We start from the raw sequence: 16,805 nt of genomic DNA, 5'->3' as shown, positions 1-16,805 counted from the left end.
CGATCACAGGCCGAGCTTCTCCAGCTCGGCTTCGTACTCGTCCTCGATCTCCTCCTCGGAGCGGGTCCGGTCGTCCCACATCGCCGTCAGGCGACCGAGGGTGACCTCGTCGAGACTGTTGTACTTCTCGCGCCACTCCTCGGCGTTCGCGGTCCAGTAGCCGATCACCTTGTAGGCGGTCGAGGGGAGCTTCAACTCGTGGCGCAGGTGCCTGCGCACGCCGCGGGTGGCCTTCGTCTCGCCGGCCACCCAGACGTACCCCGGCCCGTCCGGCAGATCGGATGCGCGCAGGATCTCCTCGATGCGGGTCGGGCCGTGGCCGTTGCCGCCGTGGACCCAGTGCAGTTCGACGCCGTCGGCGACCGCGATGTCCAGTTCGTCGTCGGCCGAAGCGACCTCCAGGACGACACGGGTGCGGACGCCGGTCGGGGCCGTCTCGGCGAGCCGTGCCGCGGCCGGAAGACCGGTGGCGTCTGCGATCAGCAGCTGCCATTCGATGCCGTCCTCGGGGGCGTACAGCCCTTTCGGGGTGTTCACGCCGACGACGTCCCCCGGCTGCGCACGAAGCGCCCACGCTGCGGCGACGCCGCCGTCGTGCACGACGAAGTCGATCGTGAGCTCCTGCGCTGCGGCATCCCATTCGCGCACGGTGTAGGTGCGCATCGGGGCCTGCTCGACCCCTTCGGGGAAGTCCCAGTAGCCGTCCTCCGTCGGGAACGGGAGGTTCGGCTCGGCCTGGTCGTCCTTCGGGAAGAAGACCCGGAAGTACTCGTCGCCGACGCCGGTCGAGACGAAGCCGTCCAATCCCTCTCCACCGAAGACGATGCGGACCATGCCGGGGCTCAGGCGTTCGACGCGCTGGGCGACGATGCGGTGCACGAGATTGACGCTCATCCGAGCAGCGCCTCCTCGACGATGGTCAGGAACGCGTCCTGGCCGCTGGGCGATCCGTAGAGCATCTCGTAGTTGTACGGGTAGTACTCGCCGCTCTTCACGAAGGGCAGGTTCTGCCACAGTTCGTTCTGCGACAGCGCCTCGTCGTCCTCCACCCAGAGCGTGCCGTCCTCCTCGGCACCCGTGAAGACCACGTCGATCCCTTCGAGCTGTCCGACCTGTTCCGGACTGAGCTCGGCGTAATCGTCGCTGGCCGGCAGTCCCTCTTCGGTCGCGTTCATGAGCGGCGACATCTCCAGGCCGAGGTCGGCGAACACCAGGCACGGCACGCCGTAGCAGGACGTGGTCACCTGACCCTCGAAGTAGCCGACGTCGGCGACGACGGGATGGATGTCCGCGGCATCCAGGCGCTCGCGGATGTCCGAGACGCGAGCCTCGTACTGGTCGAGCCAGGCCTGCCACTGATCCTCGCGACCGAGGTCGGTCGCCATCTGCCCCGCGACGTCGCGCCAGTCGCCGCCGTCGAAGGCGTTGTAGGTGTAGGTCGGGGCGATCTTCTGCAGTTGCGCGTCGAGGTCCTTCTCGTAGCCGAGGCCGTTGAGGATGAAGTCTGGCTCGGCTTCGAGGACGGCCTCGAGGTTGAACTCCGGGTAGTTGCCGAACGTGTCGAGACCGGCGAGTTCCTCCTGCGGGAAGAAGTCGGGGAACGCGGTGAAGTCGTCGCGGATCGGCTGGGATCCGGCGAGCTCGTAGCCGAGCGTGATGAGCAGATCCACGTCCGTCGTGTAGAAGCCGAGGGCGGCCGTCGGCTTGGCCGGGATCTCGACGTCTGTTCCGGCCGGCGTCGTCAGCTCGATCTTCTCGGATGCCGTGGAGGAGGCGTCCGAGCTTGCGGAGGCACAGGAGGTGAGGAGCAGTGCCGTCGCCGCAAGCGCGACGAAGGACAGGGGTGTGGAGCGCATGGATCGTCTTCCAGGAGGGGTTCGGGAGTGCCGGCAGCCCAGATAAGGCTTGGCTAACCTATTATGATTCGAGCGGGTGTCGCACAGCGGACAGACCGTGTCGTGCTCAGGCCGACTTCCGGCCGGAATCGTGCCGCGCCGAGGCGAACTCCCCCGGCGTACGGCCGAGTTCGCGTCGGAACGCCTGAACGAACGCGCTGGGCGTCGCGTACCCGGATCGCCGGCTGACGCTGGCGACGGTGTGGTCGGCCGCGAGCCACTCGATGGCCTTGCGCATGCGTGCGCGAGTCCGCCAGGTCGAGAAGCTCATCCCGGTCTCGATGACGAACAGTCTCGAGAGATTGCGCCCGCTGGCGCCGACGTGGCGACCCCAGTCCTCGATCGACCGGTCGTCCGCGGGGTCGGACAGCAGTCCCTCGGCCACCTGACGCGTGCGCGGATCGAGCGGCAGGGGAAGATCGACGGTGGCGGACTCGACGGGTTCCAGCAGATTCAGCGCCAGCTCCTCGGCGTGCAGCCGCGGCGTCCGGGCGAGGTACGGCGACGCCTCCAGTCGATCGAGCAGCACGCGGACCACTTCGGGCATGGCGACGGCCGTCGTCGTCGTGCCGACGGCGTTCACATCACTGTCTACGTAGGTGCATCGGAACGTCGTCCCCGCCGCGGCGATCACGCGATGGGTGACCCCCGCCGGGATCCACAGGCCGAGAGTGCCGGGAATCGCGAAGTATCCGTGGTCGGTCTCGGCGGTGAGTGCGCCGCGGGTGCCCCAGAGCAGCTCGTGATGGTCCGGATGCGCGTGCGGTTCCCACTCCACGGTGTCCGCGAGAGCGAACGCGTTCGTGCCGATCCGCCAGCGGGGCTGCGCGTCGAGGTCTTGTCCGCTCTGCGACATCATCTGTCTGCCTATCGTCTTGCAGTCATAGTTAGGCGAACCTAAGCTATCACGACGTGCCCTCCTCCGTATCGCCCTGGATCCGCGGCCGTCGCGGTCTGCTGATCCGCGCATCCACAGGCTTCTCGCTCCACCAGGCCTGCGAAGCGGCCGTGCCCATCACGGTCGGTGTCGTCATCGACATCGCGATCGCCGGATCCGATCCGAGGGGACTCGCGATCGGCATCGGCATCCTGCTCGTGGTGTTCCTCGTGCTGATGCTCGCCTGGCGCACCGGGGAGCTCGCCGCCGTGGCGCTGTACACCGAGATGGACTACACGACGCGTCGGAACCTGCTGGCCCGTGTGCTCGATCCGATCGGCCAGGCGCGGCGACGCGGGGGCGACACGCTCTCGACGCTGACCAGCGACGTCGGCGAGGCTTCGTCGGTCGCCTGGACCCTCGGTCGCGCGATCTCGTTCGCCGTCGCGATCGCGGTGGCGGCGACCGGGCTTCTGCTCGTGTCCGTGCCACTGGGCCTCGCCGTGCTGATCGTGACCCCGGTGCTCGTCGTCGCCGTCCACTTCATCACCGGCCCGCTCGAGCGACGCACGGCGGCGGAGCAGGCGGCGCTCGCCGACTCCTCCGCCCTCGCCTCGGACCTGCTCTCGGGCCTGCGCACGGTCAAGGGGCTGAACGCGGAAGACGAGGCTGCACGCCGCTTCCGCGCCGCGAACACGACGACCCTGTCCGCGGCCCTGCGCGCCGCCAGGGCCGAGGGGATGTTCTCCGGAGTCACGACCTTGCTCTCCGGGCTCTTCCTCGTCGTCCTCGCGGGACTGTCCTCCCAGTTCGCGCTCGACGGCGCGATCACGGTCGGCCAGCTGGTGACGGTGGTCGGACTCGCGCAGTTCCTGCAATGGCCGGTCGCCTCGCTCGCCTTCGTGGGGCCCGAACTCGCTAAGGCCCGCGCATCACGGCGACGGATCGAGAAGCTGTCCGGAGGGGAGACGGATTCGCTCGGTGCTCCGGTGAAGGCGCCGCGCGGGGACGTGCTGATCGACGGCGTCCGACTGCCCTCGGGTGGGTCGGTGACCGTGCTCATCGCCGCCGGAGAACTGGTCGGCATCGAGGTGGAGGAGGGCGACGCGATCGCGCTGAGCGAGCTCTTCGCCGGATCGATCCCCGCGGAGCGGGGGGTGATCCTGATCGATGGCGAACCGCTCGTGCGTCCTCCGCTGCCGGGGGACGCGCGCGTCGTCTCCGCACCGCACCAGGCCGTCCTGCTCACCGGAACGGTGGCCGAGAACGTCGGCGCGTCCGATCGTGACGACCTCGCGATCGCCGCAGCGCTCGGCGACGTGCTCGCAGGGGAGGGCTGGGGCCGCCAGGTCGGCGAACGGGGCATGCTCCTCTCCGGCGGTCAGCGGCAGCGCGTCGCACTCGCGCGCGCACTCGCAGCGCAGCCGAGCGTGCTCGTGCTGCGCGATCCCACGACGGCGGTCGATGCCGTCACAGAGGCGACGGTCGCCGATGGCATCCGGCGTCACCGGCGCGGGCGGACGACGATCCTGCTCACGCACAGTCCGACCCTGCTGGCCGTGTGCGACCGCGTCGTGAGGATCGGTCGGACGCAGGAGGTGCGCGCATGACGATTCCTCTTCGCACCGCTGATCCTCGGCGCACACGCAGGGTCCTCGCTGGTCTGGTGCGCCAGCACGCGACGGGTCTCGCGGTCGCCGTGACGGTTCTCGCCCTCGCGGCAGCCGCCGGCATCGCGACCCCGTTGATCCTCGGCGGCGCGATCGATGCCGTCACCGATGGGGACGGCGCGCTGGTGCGACTGCTGCTGATCGTGCTGCTCGCGACCGTCTTCGTCCAGGCGGTGCTCGCGACCGGATCGTGGATCGCCGTCGCCGGCGTCGGCGAACGGATGCTGGCGAGGCTGAGAGACCGGCTGATGACCCACATCCTGCGGATGCCGGAGCGCCGCGTCGAGGCCGCCGGTCGGGGGGAGCTGGTCTCACGGGTCTCGGGGGATGTCGCCGTCGTCGGGGACACGGTCTCCTCGGTGGTCCCGACGGCCGCCGGGGCGGCGTTCTCGATCGCCGCCGCAGCGGTGGGACTGGCCGCGATCGATCCCCGGCTGACGCTGGCGGCGTGCCTCGCGGTTCCTGTCCAACTGGTCGCCCTGCGGCACCATCTGCGTCGCTCGATGCCGGTGTACCGTGCATCCAGGGAGGCTGCGGGCGAGCGATCGCAGCGGATGCTGGAGGGCATCGATGCGCATGCCACGCTGTCAGCCTTCGGCAGCACGGCCGGGGTCGAGGCGCGCGTCGACGAGTCCGCGCGTCGCGCCGCCGACCTCAGCATCCGCGCCGCTCGACTGGGAGTGCGCTTCTGGGGGCGGCTCAACATGGCGGAGTTCGTCGGTCTCGCCGCCGTGCTCGTCGCCGGTTTCCTCCTCATGCAGTCCGGCGCGACGACGATCGGCGCGGCGACGGCGGCCGCACTGATGTTCTTGAACCTGTTCGGTCCGCTCGGCACGGTGCTCGCCGGATTCGACGATCTGCAGCGCGCCTCGGCGAGCCTGTCGCGACTGGTCGGCGTGCTGGACGAGCCCGTCGAGAGCGAGCGCGAGGTGCCGGATGCGCGGGAGGATGCCATGATCGGTGTCCGGATCGAGGGCGTCGGCTTCTCCTACGGCGACGCCGCGGTGCTCGAGGACATCCATCTGGACGTCGGCCCCGGCGAGCACGTCGCGATCGTCGGCGCGAGCGGGGCAGGGAAATCGACCCTGGCGGCGATCGTGTGCGGGCGGCTCGCCGCGGCATCCGGTCGTGTGCGCTTCGAGGGGGCGAACGAGCCGCGCGTCGTGCTGGTCGCGCAGGAGAGCCACGTCTTCTCGGGTCCCCTGGCCGACGATCTGCGTCTCGTTCGTCCGGATGCGACGGACGCCCAGTTGACCGACGCCCTCGCCGACGCCGGGGCGGAACGGTGGGTGGCGAGGCTGGATGCCGGTGTCCAGACGGTCATCGGCGCCGGTGGCGTCGACCTCACCGATGTCCAGCGCCAGCAACTCGCCCTGGCGCGGGTCCGGCTGCGTGATCCGCACGTGCTGGTCATGGACGAGGCGGCCTCGGAGGCGGGCAGCGCCGACGGCGACGTCCTCGATCGCGCGGCGTTGCGCCTCGCACGCGGGCGGACCACGATCACGATCGCACACCGCCTCGAGCAGGCGAGCATGGCCGACCGGGTGGTCGTGATGGATGCCGGCCGCATCGTCGAGATGGGGTCGCACGACGAGTTGCTGAGCGCGGACGGCGGCTACGCCCGACTGTGGCGCGCGAGCGGACACGGAGAGGCACGTCAGGACGATCTCGCGCGGTGATCGCGCGGAGCCCTCGGGAAGGGAGACCCCCGCCGACCCGATTCGGCGGGGGTCTCACGCGGTTTGGGAACCGCGAGCGGGAGCGATCGGCTCACCGCGGCGCGGAAAGTTCCTGACTACCCGTTCCGGTCTGATTCTTCCGCGCAAGAGCAGTTGTAATCGCCTGAGGTGTCCGGCAGGTGAACGCGGGCCGAATTTCGCTTCACACGACTGGAAGCGCTTGCGAGACTGGATGCCGACGCGAGCCGCCAACCGGCCACAACGCGCAAAAACTACTGGAAGCGCTTGCAAAAATTCCACCCGGACTGCTAACTTCGGGTCCACAGCACCCGTGCACATCGCCGTGCCCTCCGTCCCCCCGGGAGACTTTCGTGTCGAAGAAGACCGTCCAGCGCCGCACCGCCCTTGTTGCAGCCATAGCCCTCGCCGTCACCGGCATCAGCGCCGCCGGAGCCCTCGCCCCGGCATCCGCCGCCGAGCGCACGGTCGCCGTCGTCGGCGACCTGCAGTCCGAACTCGGCTGCGCCGCCGACTGGGCACCCGACTGCGCCGAGACCGAACTCGCCCCCACCGGGGCCGAGGGCGTCTACAGCGCCGAGTTCGAGGTCCCAGCCGGTACGTACGAGTACAAGGTCGCGCTCAATGACACGTGGGACGAGGCGTACGGTCTCGACGGCGGCGGCGACAACATCCCGCTCACGATCGAGGGCCCGTCGACCCTGCGCTTCACGTTCGACGACACCCTCAAGCGGGTCGGTCTCGAGGTCGTCGACCTCCGCGGCGGCTATGGTGACGACGACGCGGCGCTCGTGAACGAACCGGTCCGTCAGTCGGGCGACGGCGAGCAGTTCTACTTCGTGATGACCGACCGGTTCGCGAACGGCGACACGACGAACGACACCGGAGGCCTCGAAGGCGACGCGCTCACCACCGGCTTCGACCCCACGAACAAGGGCTTCTATCAGGGCGGCGACATCGCGGGCCTCCACCGGAACCTCGACTACATCGAGGGACTCGGCACCACCGCGATCTGGCTCACCCCGAGCTTCGCCAACAAGCCCGTCCAGGGCGAGGGCGCGAACGCCAGCGCCGGCTACCACGGCTACTGGATCACCGACTTCACCCGCATCGACCCGCACCTGGGCACGAACGCGGAGCTGGAGGCTCTGATCGCCGACGCCCACGCGCGCGGCATCAAGGTCTACTTCGACATCATCACCAACCACACGGCCGATGTCATCGACTACGCCGAGAAGACCTACGACTACGTCGACCAGGCGACCAGTCCCTACACGGATGCCGCTGGTAGCGCCTTCGACCCCGCCGACGTCGCGGGCTCCACCGACTTCCCCACGCTCGACCCCGCCACGAGCTTCCCCTACACACCCGTCGTCACCGACGAGGACGCCAAGGTCCCCGCCTGGCTCAACGACCCCACGCTGTACCACAACCGCGGCAACTCGACCTGGTCGGGGGAGTCCGTCACCTACGGTGACTTCGACGGCCTGGACGACCTGATGACCGAGCATCCCACGGTCGTGAACGGCTTCGTCGAGGTCTACCAGGACTGGATCGACCTCGGCATCGACGGCTTCCGCATCGACACCGTCAAGCACGTGAACTTCGAGTTCTGGGAGCAGTGGTCGAAGGACGTCCTCGGCTACGCGCACGCACAGGGCGACGACGACTTCTTCATGTTCGGCGAGGTCTACGACGCCGATCCGGTGAAGCTCTCGCCGTACGTGCGCAGGACCGACATGAACTCGGTGCTCGACTTCACCTTCCAGTCCTCCGCGGTGAGCTTCGCTGCGGGCAACTCGGCCAAGGGGCTGCAGTCGCTGTTCGCCGGCGACGACTACTACACGACCGCCGACACGTCGTCGACGGCGCTGCCGACCTTCCTCGGAAACCACGACATGGGCCGCGTCGGCTCGTTCCTGGACAACCTGGACTCGCCGCTCGAGCGCGATGAGCTGGCGCACGAGCTGATGTTCCTCACCCGCGGCCAGCCCGTCGTCTACTACGGAGACGAGCAGGGCTTCACCGGCCCCGGCGGCGACAAGGACGCCCGCCAGACGCTGTTCGCGACCCAGGTCGACGAGTACGCGAACCAGAACCTCATCACGGGCGAGCAGGCCGGGTCTGTCGACCGCTACGCCACCGATGCCCCGCTCTACGCGCATATCGCCGAGCTCTCGGCCCTGCGCACCGAGCACGCTGCCCTGTCCGACGGCGCGCAGATCGAGCGCTACGCGGCATCCGGCCCCGGCATCTACGCGTTCTCCCGCGTGGATGCCGAAGAGAAGGTCGAGTACCTCGTGGCGGTCAACAACGCCGCCACCCCCCAGACCGTGGACGTCACGACCCTCACGGCCGCCGCCGACTTCGTCCCCCTCTACGGCGACGTGACCGCGCTGACCACCGACCAGAGCGCCGCGACGAGCATCACGGTCCCCGCGCTGTCGGCCGCCGTCTGGAAGGCGGCTGCCGCCGTCACCGCCCCAGTCGAAGCAGCGCCGATCACCCTCACGGTCCCCGCCGCGGGTGCGGGCATCGACGGCCAAGCCGCCGTCACGGCGGACATCGCCGACCAGTGGACGCAGACGAGCTTCTCGTGGCGCGTCACAGGCTCGGACGAGTGGCACCCGCTCGGCACCGCCGAGGACACCGACCCGCGGGTCTTCCACGACCTGGGCGACCTGAAGAACGGCACGCTGGTCGAGTACCGCGCGGTGACGACGGATGCCGCAGGGCACCACGCCGCGGCATCCACCTATGCCTCCGTCGGCAACGCCGTGACCCTCACCGAAGAGGAGGAGCCGCAGCCGGGCTTCGACTCGGTGACGATCGCCGGCAGCCTGAACTCCGAGATGGGCTGCGCCGCTGACTGGGAGCCGGGCTGCGAGAAGGCGAAGCTGACCCTGCGCGCCGACGGCGTCTGGGCCGGGACCTTCGACCTCCCCGCCGGCGACTACGAGTACAAGGCCGCCATCAACGGCAGCTGGAGCATCAACTACGGGCAGAACGGCACCCCCGACGGCTCGAACATCGCGATCAGTCACGCGGGAGGACCGATCTCGTTCTACTTCGACCCCCGTACGAACATCGTGCAGTCCAGCGCCGAAGGACCCATCGTCACGCTCGCCGGATCCCTGCAGGATGAGCTCGGTTGCGCCGCCGACTGGTCTCCGGACTGCCTCGGCACGCTCATGGCCGACGGTGATCGCGACGGCGTCTACGAGTTCTCGACCTCGGCGCTGCCGACCGGGGCATACGAGCTGAAGGTCGCGCATGGTCTGAGCTGGGCCGAGAACTACGGCGCAGACGGCGTCCGCGACGGCGCGAACATCTCGTTCAGCGCGACCGAGGGCAAGGTCACGTCGTTCCGGTACACGCTCGAGACCCACGTGCTCGAGATCGGGAGCGACGACCCGCCGCTCCCCGGCACCGGAGAGCAGCGCGCGCACTGGATCGACGAGACCACGATCGCGTGGCCAGCGAATCTCGGTGCCGCCGACAACGCCGCGTACGTGCTGCACTCGGCATCCGACGCCTCGCTCGCCCTGACGGACGGACAGGTCACCGGCGGCGACGCGATCGCCCTGACCGTCGACGGCACGCTGACTGAGGAGCAGACGGCGCGCTTCCCGGCGCTCGCCGGCTCCCTCGCGTTGAAGGTCTCCGACGCGGATGCCGCGGCCCTCGTCCGCACGCAGCTGGCCGTCTCCCAGTCCGGCGTGGACGGCACCGTCACGGCGTACACGGGCGTGCAGCTGCCCGGCGTGCTGGACGACCTCTACGCTTCGGCGCTCGAAGACGTCGACCTCGGCGTGCCCTTCCAGGGCAAGAAGCCGACGTTCCGGCTGTGGGCGCCGACCGCCCAGCAGGTGACCCTGCTGACGTGGAACGAGGGCGCTGGCGGAGACCCCGTCCGCCACGAAGCGACGTGGGATGAGGCATCCGGAGTCTGGCAGGTCAAGGGCGACAAGAAGCTGAAGAACGATGAGTTCCTGTGGGAGGTCGTCGTCTACGCGCCCAGCACCGGGAAGATCGAGACCAACCTCGTCACCGACCCGTACTCCGCGGCGCTGACCCTGAACTCGGAGCGCTCCGTCGCGGTCGACCTCGATGACAAGGACTGGAAGCCGAAGATCTGGAAGAAGGCGAAGGCCCCTGAGGTCGAGCGCGCCGTCGACCGCGCGATCTACGAGCTGCACATCCGCGACTTCTCGATCGGCGACGAGTCGGTGCCGGAGGACAAGCGCGGCACGTACCTCGCCTTCGCCGAGGACAGTGCGGGCACGGATCAGCTGCGCGAGCTGGCGGATGCCGGCATCAACACCGTTCATCTGCTGCCGTCCTTCGATATCGCAACGATCGAGGAGGACCGCGCGGCCCAGGCCGTGCCGCAGTGCGACCTCGCATCCTTCGGCCCCGACTCCGCGGAGCAGCAGGCCTGCGTCGGTGCGGTCGCCGCAGACGACGGCTTCAACTGGGGCTACGACCCGTACCACTACTCGGTGCCCGAGGGCTCCTACGCGGTGGACGCCGACGGCGGGGAGCGCGTGAGCGAGTTCCGCACCATGGTCGGCTCGCTCCACGACATGGGACTGCAGGTCGTGCTCGACGAGGTGTTCAACCACACCGCGGCATCCGGTCAGGCTGATACCTCCGTGCTCGACCGTGTCGTGCCGGGCTACTACCACCGCCTCAACGCGGCCGGCTCCGTGGAGACCAGCACGTGCTGCCAGAACGTGGCGACCGAGCACCTCGCCGCGCAGAAGCTCATGGTCGAGTCGGTCGTGACGTGGGCGCGGGACTACCGGGTCGACGGATTCCGGTTCGATCTCATGGGACATCACTCGACGGCGAACATGCTCGCGGTCCGCGAGGCGCTCGATGAGCTGACCCTCGAGGACGACGGTGTCGACGGCTCGGCCGTCTACCTGTACGGCGAGGGCTGGAACTTCGGCGAGGTGGCGGACAACGCCCTGTTCGAGCAGGCCACGCAGGGTCAGCTGGGAGGGACGGGCATCGGCACGTTCAACGACCGGCTGCGGGATGCCGTGCACGGCGGCAGCCCCGTCGACGGCGCGTCCACCTTCCGCCAGGGCTTCGGCACCGGGCTCGGCACCGACCCGAACGGCGACCCGATCAACGGCACGACCGAACAGGCGATGGCCGATCTCGGCCACGAGACGGATCTGGTCAAGCTGGGCCTGGCGGGCAACCTGCGCGATTACGCGTTCACGACGAGCGATGGCGCGGTGACGGCGGGTGCCGACATCGACTACCGCGGTTCGCAGGCCGGCTACGCCGACGAACCGGGCGAGGTCATCAACTACGTCGACGCGCACGACAACGAGACGCTGTACGACCTGTCGGTGCTGAAGCTCCCGACCGGCACCGCGATGGCCGACCGCGTCCGGATGAACACGCTGTCGCTGGCCACCGTGACGCTGTCGCAGTCGCCGTCGTTCTGGCACGCCGGGACCGAACTTCTGCGGTCGAAGTCGCTGGATCGCAACAGCTACGACTCCGGCGACTGGTTCAACCGCATCGACTGGACCGGCCAGGAGTCGACGTTCGGCTCCGGGCTGCCGCCGGCCGCCGACAACGAGGACAAGTGGGGCATCATGGCGCCGCTGCTCGCGGACCCGGCTCTGAAGCCCGCCGCTGCCGACATCGCGGCAGCCGAGGCATCCGCTCTGGATCTGCTGCGGGTGCGCGACGAGGTCGACCTGCTGCAGCTGGGTTCTGCGGAGCTGATCCAGCAGAAGGTGACGTTCCCGAACAGCGGGACGGATGCCGCTCCCGGGGTCATCGTGATGCTGATCGATGATCTGGTGGGCGACGACGTCGATCCGGCCCTGGAGGGTGCACTGGTCGTGTTCAACGCCTCGCCGTCCGAGATCTCGCAGGCGGTGCCTGACCTCGCCGGCCGCGACTTCGCGCTGACGCCGGCTCAGGCGGACGGATCGGATGCCGTGGTGAAGGCGACGACATGGGATGCCGCATCGGGCACGGTCACGGTCCCCGCCCGATCGGTCGCCGTGCTGGTGGACGCCCGGTAACGGTACAGACGCGCGATCCGGGAACGGATGCCGGACCTGGAACCGATTCCCGGTCGTGCGTCTCTTCCCCGGTCGTGCACGTGTCCCCGCGACAGCCCGAAACGACTTCGCCCCGCCTCTCGGATCCGAGAGGCGGGGCGACGTGCGTCGTGCGACAGGTCAGTCGGCGATCACGCCACGGCGACGCGTCACGAACAGCACGGCACCGGCGGTGAGCAGTGCCGCGGCGCCGAGGGCGACGCCCCAGGGAGCGGCAGCACCGGTCGTCGCCAGGCCGCCCGCGGCGATTACGGTCAGCGTCGCCTCGATCGGCTCCAGATCACCCGACGTGATCTCGAGCGTGTGGGCACCGGGCGCGAAGTCCGCCGGGATCGCGATGCTGAACTCCACGGCCCCGGATGCATCGGCGGCAGGGATGCCGTCGATCACGATCGGGTCGCTGTGCAGCGTCGCGGCGATCTGCTGGCCCTCCTCCAGACCGGAGACCGACACCGTGACGGTGCCGCCCTGCTCGACGCTGGTGGACGACAGGGACACGGTGGCCCAGGCATCCGAACCGGGCTCGGTCGGCTCCGTCGGGTCGGTCGGAACCGGCGTCGGAGTCGGCTCGGTCGATCCGTCGGACACGACGGCACGACCCAGCTCTGCCGGGGCGACCGGGCTGCTCGCCGCGAAGTACGCGACGGTGGCGGTGAGATCGACCTGGCCGGTGTCGGTGCGGTCGCTGCCCTCGGCGAAGGTGGTGATGTTGTCGCCACCGGCGGCCAGGAAGGAGTTCGTCACGACGGTGTACTCCGCCGCGGGGTCGATCTCCGCGCCCTCGAACGACATCGAGAGGATGCGCTCGCCGCGCGGAGCCTCAGGGTCGTACTCGTAGCTGAAGCCCTCCGAGACGCCCAGGTGCAGCTTCGGTCGCTCCGAGCCGTCGGGCTGCCACTGCTCCTCGAGGACGCTCTTCAGCTGTGCGCCGGTGAGCGTCACCGTCACGAGCGTGTTCGCGAACGGCTGGACCGCTGCGACGTCACGATACGTGAGCGTCCCGTCGGTTCCGTAGAGCAGGTCGGCGCGCAGACCACCGGGGTTCATGATGCCGATCTGCGCCGGGGTTCCGGCGTAGTCCTCGTTGGACGTCGCCCACAGGTACAGGTCGGCGACCGTGTTGCCGAGCGTCGACTCGACGCCGCGGTCGGCGCCTGCCGGCTCGCCGCCGCGCAGGATGTCGGCGGTGATCGAGCCGACCTCGACCGATCCCTCCTCCTCGGCGACCGCCTGAGCGGCTGCGACGATCTCGGCGACCTCGGGGTCGGCCGGGTAGGCGGCCACGCCGTCGACGACCAGCGGCACCAGGGATGCGTCGATCGAGACGAGCTCCTTCGAGGCGGTGTCGACCGAGATGTCGAGCTTGCCCAGGGTCGTTCCGTACTGGTGCGCCTGGATGACCGGACGCTCGATGCCTGTCGGCCCCTCGATGAGGCAGGAGTAGGTCTGGTGCGTGTGGGCGGAGACGATCGCGTCGATCTCGCCCGACGCGTCGTGCACCAGCGCACCGAAGTCGCTGGTGTCCGCGGCGACGGCCTCGCACGCCGACTCTGCTGCGCCGGTGTGCGACAGCAGCACGATCACGTCCGCGGCATCCGCTTGGGTGATCTCTGCGGCGACCCGGTTCGCAGCCTCGAGCTGGTCGCCGAACTCGATGTCGGCGATGCCGGTCGGGGTGACCATCGCTGCCGTGTCGGCGGTGACGGTGCCGATGAACGCGACGCGTACGCCGTCGAGCTCCTCGACGTAGTACTCCTCGAGCGCCGGGGTGTCGGTGCCCTTGAGGTACACGTTCGCTCCCAGACCGAACTGGCCGCCGCCGAAGCGGGGGAGCACGCGGTCCGTCAGGTCGGCGAAGCCCTGGTCGAACTCGTGGTTGCCGACCGTGCTGACGTCCAGACCGGCAGCCGACAGGGCATCGATGGTCGGGTTGTCGTCGTCGATGAACGACGTGAAGGTCGACGCGCCGATGTTGTCGCCGGCGGAGACGAGCAGCGTGTTCGGGTTCTCGGCCTCGAACGAGTCGACGGCGCCGGCCAGGACGGCGGCTCCCGCCTCGCCGCCGGACAGGTTCTCCTCGATGCGGCCGTGGAAGTCGTTGACCGTCAGGACCTGGATGTCGGTCGTCGTGCTGTCATCCGCTGATCCGATGGCGAACAGGGTGGTCGTGCCGGAGACCTCGTTGGCGACGGCGAGCATCGGTTCGCCGGTCGCGGACTCGGATGGCGGGATGAACGCGATTCCTTCGACGCCCAGGTCGCCTGCCGATGACAGGACGGATGCCGGGTCGTCGGCATCTTCGACCGAGACCGAGAAGTCGCGGTTGTTGATGTACGTCACGTAGGCCGACGCTGCAGGATCCGTGATGTCGAACACCGCCACACCGCCGACGCGCTCGAAGCCGATGAACGCATAGGTGCGCCCGTCGACCTCTCCGACGGTCACGCTCTCCGGCTCCGGTCCCTTGTCGTCGCTGCGGCCCTCGAAGTTGGACTCGCTGTGGTTCGAGTTGAAGAACTCGGGGGCGGCCTCGGCCGTGGTCTGTTCGAACGCGTCACCGGAGTCGAAGACCTGCTCGCCATCGGTGGTCCAGATCGAGAACGAGCGCCCGCCGAACGCATACAGCTCGTCGTAGCAGCCCTCGGCCTGGTTGAAGCCGTTCTCGATCGTGACGTTCAGGCGGCCGAGGTCGGCGTCGCCGGTGAGCGAAGCCAGGTTCTCGCAGACCGGTCCGTAGCCGTCTTCCTCGAGATCCTTGACGCGGCTCGGCTCGGCGTACTCGCCCCACTCACGGGCGTCGCCCTCGTTCGCCGTCACGAGGTAGGTCGTGCCGCCGGCGGTGTAGGAGTCGATTCCGTCGGGCATGTAGATGCCCTTCAGCCCCTCGAACGTGCGGATGTCGACGGCATCGTCCTTGTCGCTGGCGTCCAGGCCGTTGCCCTCGATCGAGTGGTCCTTGAAGCCGAGCGAGAAGATGTCCGTGACCGTCGCAGATGCGATGTCCACGACGGCGACGGCGTTGGCCTCCTGCAGGGCGGCGTACGCCGTGCCTCCGTCGACCGTGATGTACTCCGGCTCGAGATTGCGGCTGACCGGAAGATCGTTCTCCGGCGCCGGGCCGAACACGCGCACGTCCGCGGGCAACGACTTCGCGCCGCCCTCCTCGAACGCGTGGAAGTCGGCGATGCGCACGGCGTCCTGCTCCGGCGCCGCGACGGCTTCCGGAAGCGTCACGACGGCGATCGAACCCTCCGGGTCGCTCGTGAAGTCGTCGGACGGCTCGCCCTCGTTCGCGACGACGGCGTGGTCACCGGCATCCGAGATGGTGACCATGTCCGGCAGGGAACCCACCGTCACCTGGCCGAGGATCGCGGATGCCGCGTCCGTCGCGTTCGCGTCGAAGAAGACGAGGTGGCCCGCGTCGGTCTTGACCGGAGCTTCGAAGGCGATGACGCCGAGGCCGTCTTCGCGAATCGCGACGGAGTTCGCGACGCCGTCCGATTCGATCGAGAACAGCGAGGAGATCGCGGTCGGGTCGGCGTAGTCGAGCACCCCGACCGAGCCGGCCTGCGCGTTCACGACGAACAGGCGATCGCCGTGGGCCTGGACGATCTCGGCCGCCGACTCGTCGAAGACGCCGGTCTCGAACGAGCCGAGCGGAGACAGGCTGATTGCGGCGTCGTCGGCGGAGTGCACGATCGGGGCGGGCACGATCGCCGCCTGTGCGGCGGTGACCGCGATGAGCGGCGTGAGCGCGAGCGCGCACGTGAGGGTGGCTGCGGACGTCGTCCAGACGGCGCGCCGGGAGGGTGCAGAAGGCATCTTTTCCTCGGGTGTTCGGGGATGGATGATCGCGGCGCAGCCGCGCGGGTCGCGGGTGACGACTGCCATCAGGTCTATCCACCGCAGATGGCGTCGGGGTGAACGATCGGAGAACGTCCGGCGCGCCACTCGCCCTGCACAACTGCGGGTGCGGGTGGGAGTTGTCCACAGGTCGCAGAATTTCGCGAACAGGCGTGCGGCGATCAGGCGATCATCGCCTCATGACTGACGCGAACACGACTCTCAAAGACCTGATCCTCGACCACGACGACGACCTGCGCGACCTGCTGCAGGTGCTGCTCCGGCAGGCGAACCGCCGCCAGATGTGGCTCATGTTCATCGACGAGTACGGGCGCCTCGGTGACCCGCTCATGCCGATGGACGACTACCCGGAGGATCCGCACGAAGAGGTGGAGGTCGACGACCTCGGTCCGGTCGACCAGGCGCACCTCCTCATGCATCGCAGCGGCATGCTCCGCGAAGCGACCGGCAACGCGAGCGTCGTGCTCGTCTGGGAACGGGTGGGTCCCAGCACGCTGGATGAGGACGATCGCGCGTGGGCGAGCGCGATGGCCGATGCGGCTTCGTCGCTCGAGGTGCCGCTGCGGGCGCAGTTCCTGCTGCACAACCGCGGCATCCGCCAACTGCATCCGGATGACTATCTCTGATTACTAGGACGCCCTAGTAAATCCATGAGGGGCAAAGTAAGCTTTCCTTGTGCCAATGGTGGCACGAAGGGACTTCGCACA

8 protein-coding genes are annotated in these 16,805 nt (G+C 69.0%); 4 read left to right on the top strand and 4 right to left on the bottom strand.

Features of this window, described 5'->3' with window-relative positions; all coding sequences use genetic code 11:
* Positions 1-3: 3 nt before the first annotated feature.
* The 3 genes from AC3ANJ_RS16475 to AC3ANJ_RS16465 all read right to left on the bottom strand — a co-directional run bounded on the left by AC3ANJ_RS16475 (position 4) and on the right by AC3ANJ_RS16465 (position 2,754).
* The gene (locus AC3ANJ_RS16475) at positions 4-894 is read right to left on the bottom strand and encodes a siderophore-interacting protein (protein WP_406248795.1); all 891 of its coding nucleotides are present in this window, start codon (positions 892-894) and stop codon (positions 4-6) included.
* On the bottom strand, positions 891-1,856 hold the full coding sequence (locus AC3ANJ_RS16470; RefSeq protein WP_488317232.1) for an ABC transporter substrate-binding protein: 966 nt from the start codon (positions 1,854-1,856) through the stop codon (positions 891-893). Before AC3ANJ_RS16470 ends, AC3ANJ_RS16475 begins: the two co-directional genes overlap by 4 nt.
* Positions 1,857-1,962: 106 nt before the next feature.
* Positions 1,963-2,754: a helix-turn-helix domain-containing protein gene (locus tag AC3ANJ_RS16465; protein WP_488317231.1), complete on the bottom strand. Its 792-nt coding sequence runs from the start codon at positions 2,752-2,754 to the stop codon at positions 1,963-1,965.
* 53 nt (positions 2,755-2,807) lie between these two features.
* On the opposite strand from AC3ANJ_RS16465, the gene AC3ANJ_RS16460 reads away from it, so the two are divergent.
* From AC3ANJ_RS16460 to pulA, 3 genes are all read left to right on the top strand, one after another.
* Entirely contained in the window at positions 2,808-4,382 is a 1,575-nt protein-coding gene (locus AC3ANJ_RS16460) for an ABC transporter transmembrane domain-containing protein (protein WP_488317230.1), read from the top strand.
* Entirely contained in the window at positions 4,379-6,121 is a 1,743-nt protein-coding gene (locus AC3ANJ_RS16455; protein ID WP_488317229.1) for an ABC transporter ATP-binding protein, read from the top strand. Before AC3ANJ_RS16460 ends, AC3ANJ_RS16455 begins: the two co-directional genes overlap by 4 nt.
* A 371-nt stretch (positions 6,122-6,492) precedes the next feature.
* Positions 6,493-12,195 (top strand): pullulanase-type alpha-1,6-glucosidase, encoded by a 5,703-nt coding sequence (gene pulA, locus AC3ANJ_RS16450; protein ID WP_488317228.1) that lies wholly within the window; start codon positions 6,493-6,495, stop codon positions 12,193-12,195.
* Between the two features lie 159 nt (positions 12,196-12,354).
* Here the strand turns inward: pulA and AC3ANJ_RS16445 are convergent, their stop codons facing one another.
* The gene (locus AC3ANJ_RS16445; protein ID WP_488317227.1) at positions 12,355-16,056 is read right to left on the bottom strand and encodes a choice-of-anchor I family protein; all 3,702 of its coding nucleotides are present in this window, start codon (positions 16,054-16,056) and stop codon (positions 12,355-12,357) included.
* A gap of 221 nt (positions 16,057-16,277) precedes the next feature.
* On the opposite strand from AC3ANJ_RS16445, the gene AC3ANJ_RS16440 reads away from it, so the two are divergent.
* Entirely contained in the window at positions 16,278-16,724 is a 447-nt protein-coding gene (locus tag AC3ANJ_RS16440) for a hypothetical protein (RefSeq protein ID WP_488317226.1), read from the top strand.
* Positions 16,725-16,805: the final 81 nt, after the last annotated feature.

The organism is Microbacterium sp. STRO-1N (genome assembly GCF_057748015.1).
This window is presented reverse-complemented; position numbering and strand designations above follow the sequence as displayed.

Bases quoted from the DNA above. Each gene is read 5' to 3' on its own strand.
- AC3ANJ_RS16470 (WP_488317232.1), bottom strand. From the start codon at position 1,856: ATGCGCTCCACACCCCTGTCCTTCGTCGCGCTTGCGGCGACGGCACTG.
- AC3ANJ_RS16455 (WP_488317229.1), top strand. From the start codon at position 4,379: ATGACGATTCCTCTTCGCACCGCTGATCCTCGGCGCACACGCAGGGTC.
- AC3ANJ_RS16440 (WP_488317226.1), top strand. From the start codon at position 16,278: ATGACTGACGCGAACACGACTCTCAAAGACCTGATCCTCGACCACGAC.
- AC3ANJ_RS16465 (WP_488317231.1), bottom strand. From the start codon at position 2,754: ATGATGTCGCAGAGCGGACAAGACCTCGACGCGCAGCCCCGCTGGCGG.
- AC3ANJ_RS16475 (WP_406248795.1), bottom strand. From the start codon at position 894: ATGAGCGTCAATCTCGTGCACCGCATCGTCGCCCAGCGCGTCGAACGC.
- AC3ANJ_RS16445 (WP_488317227.1), bottom strand. From the start codon at position 16,056: ATGCCTTCTGCACCCTCCCGGCGCGCCGTCTGGACGACGTCCGCAGCC.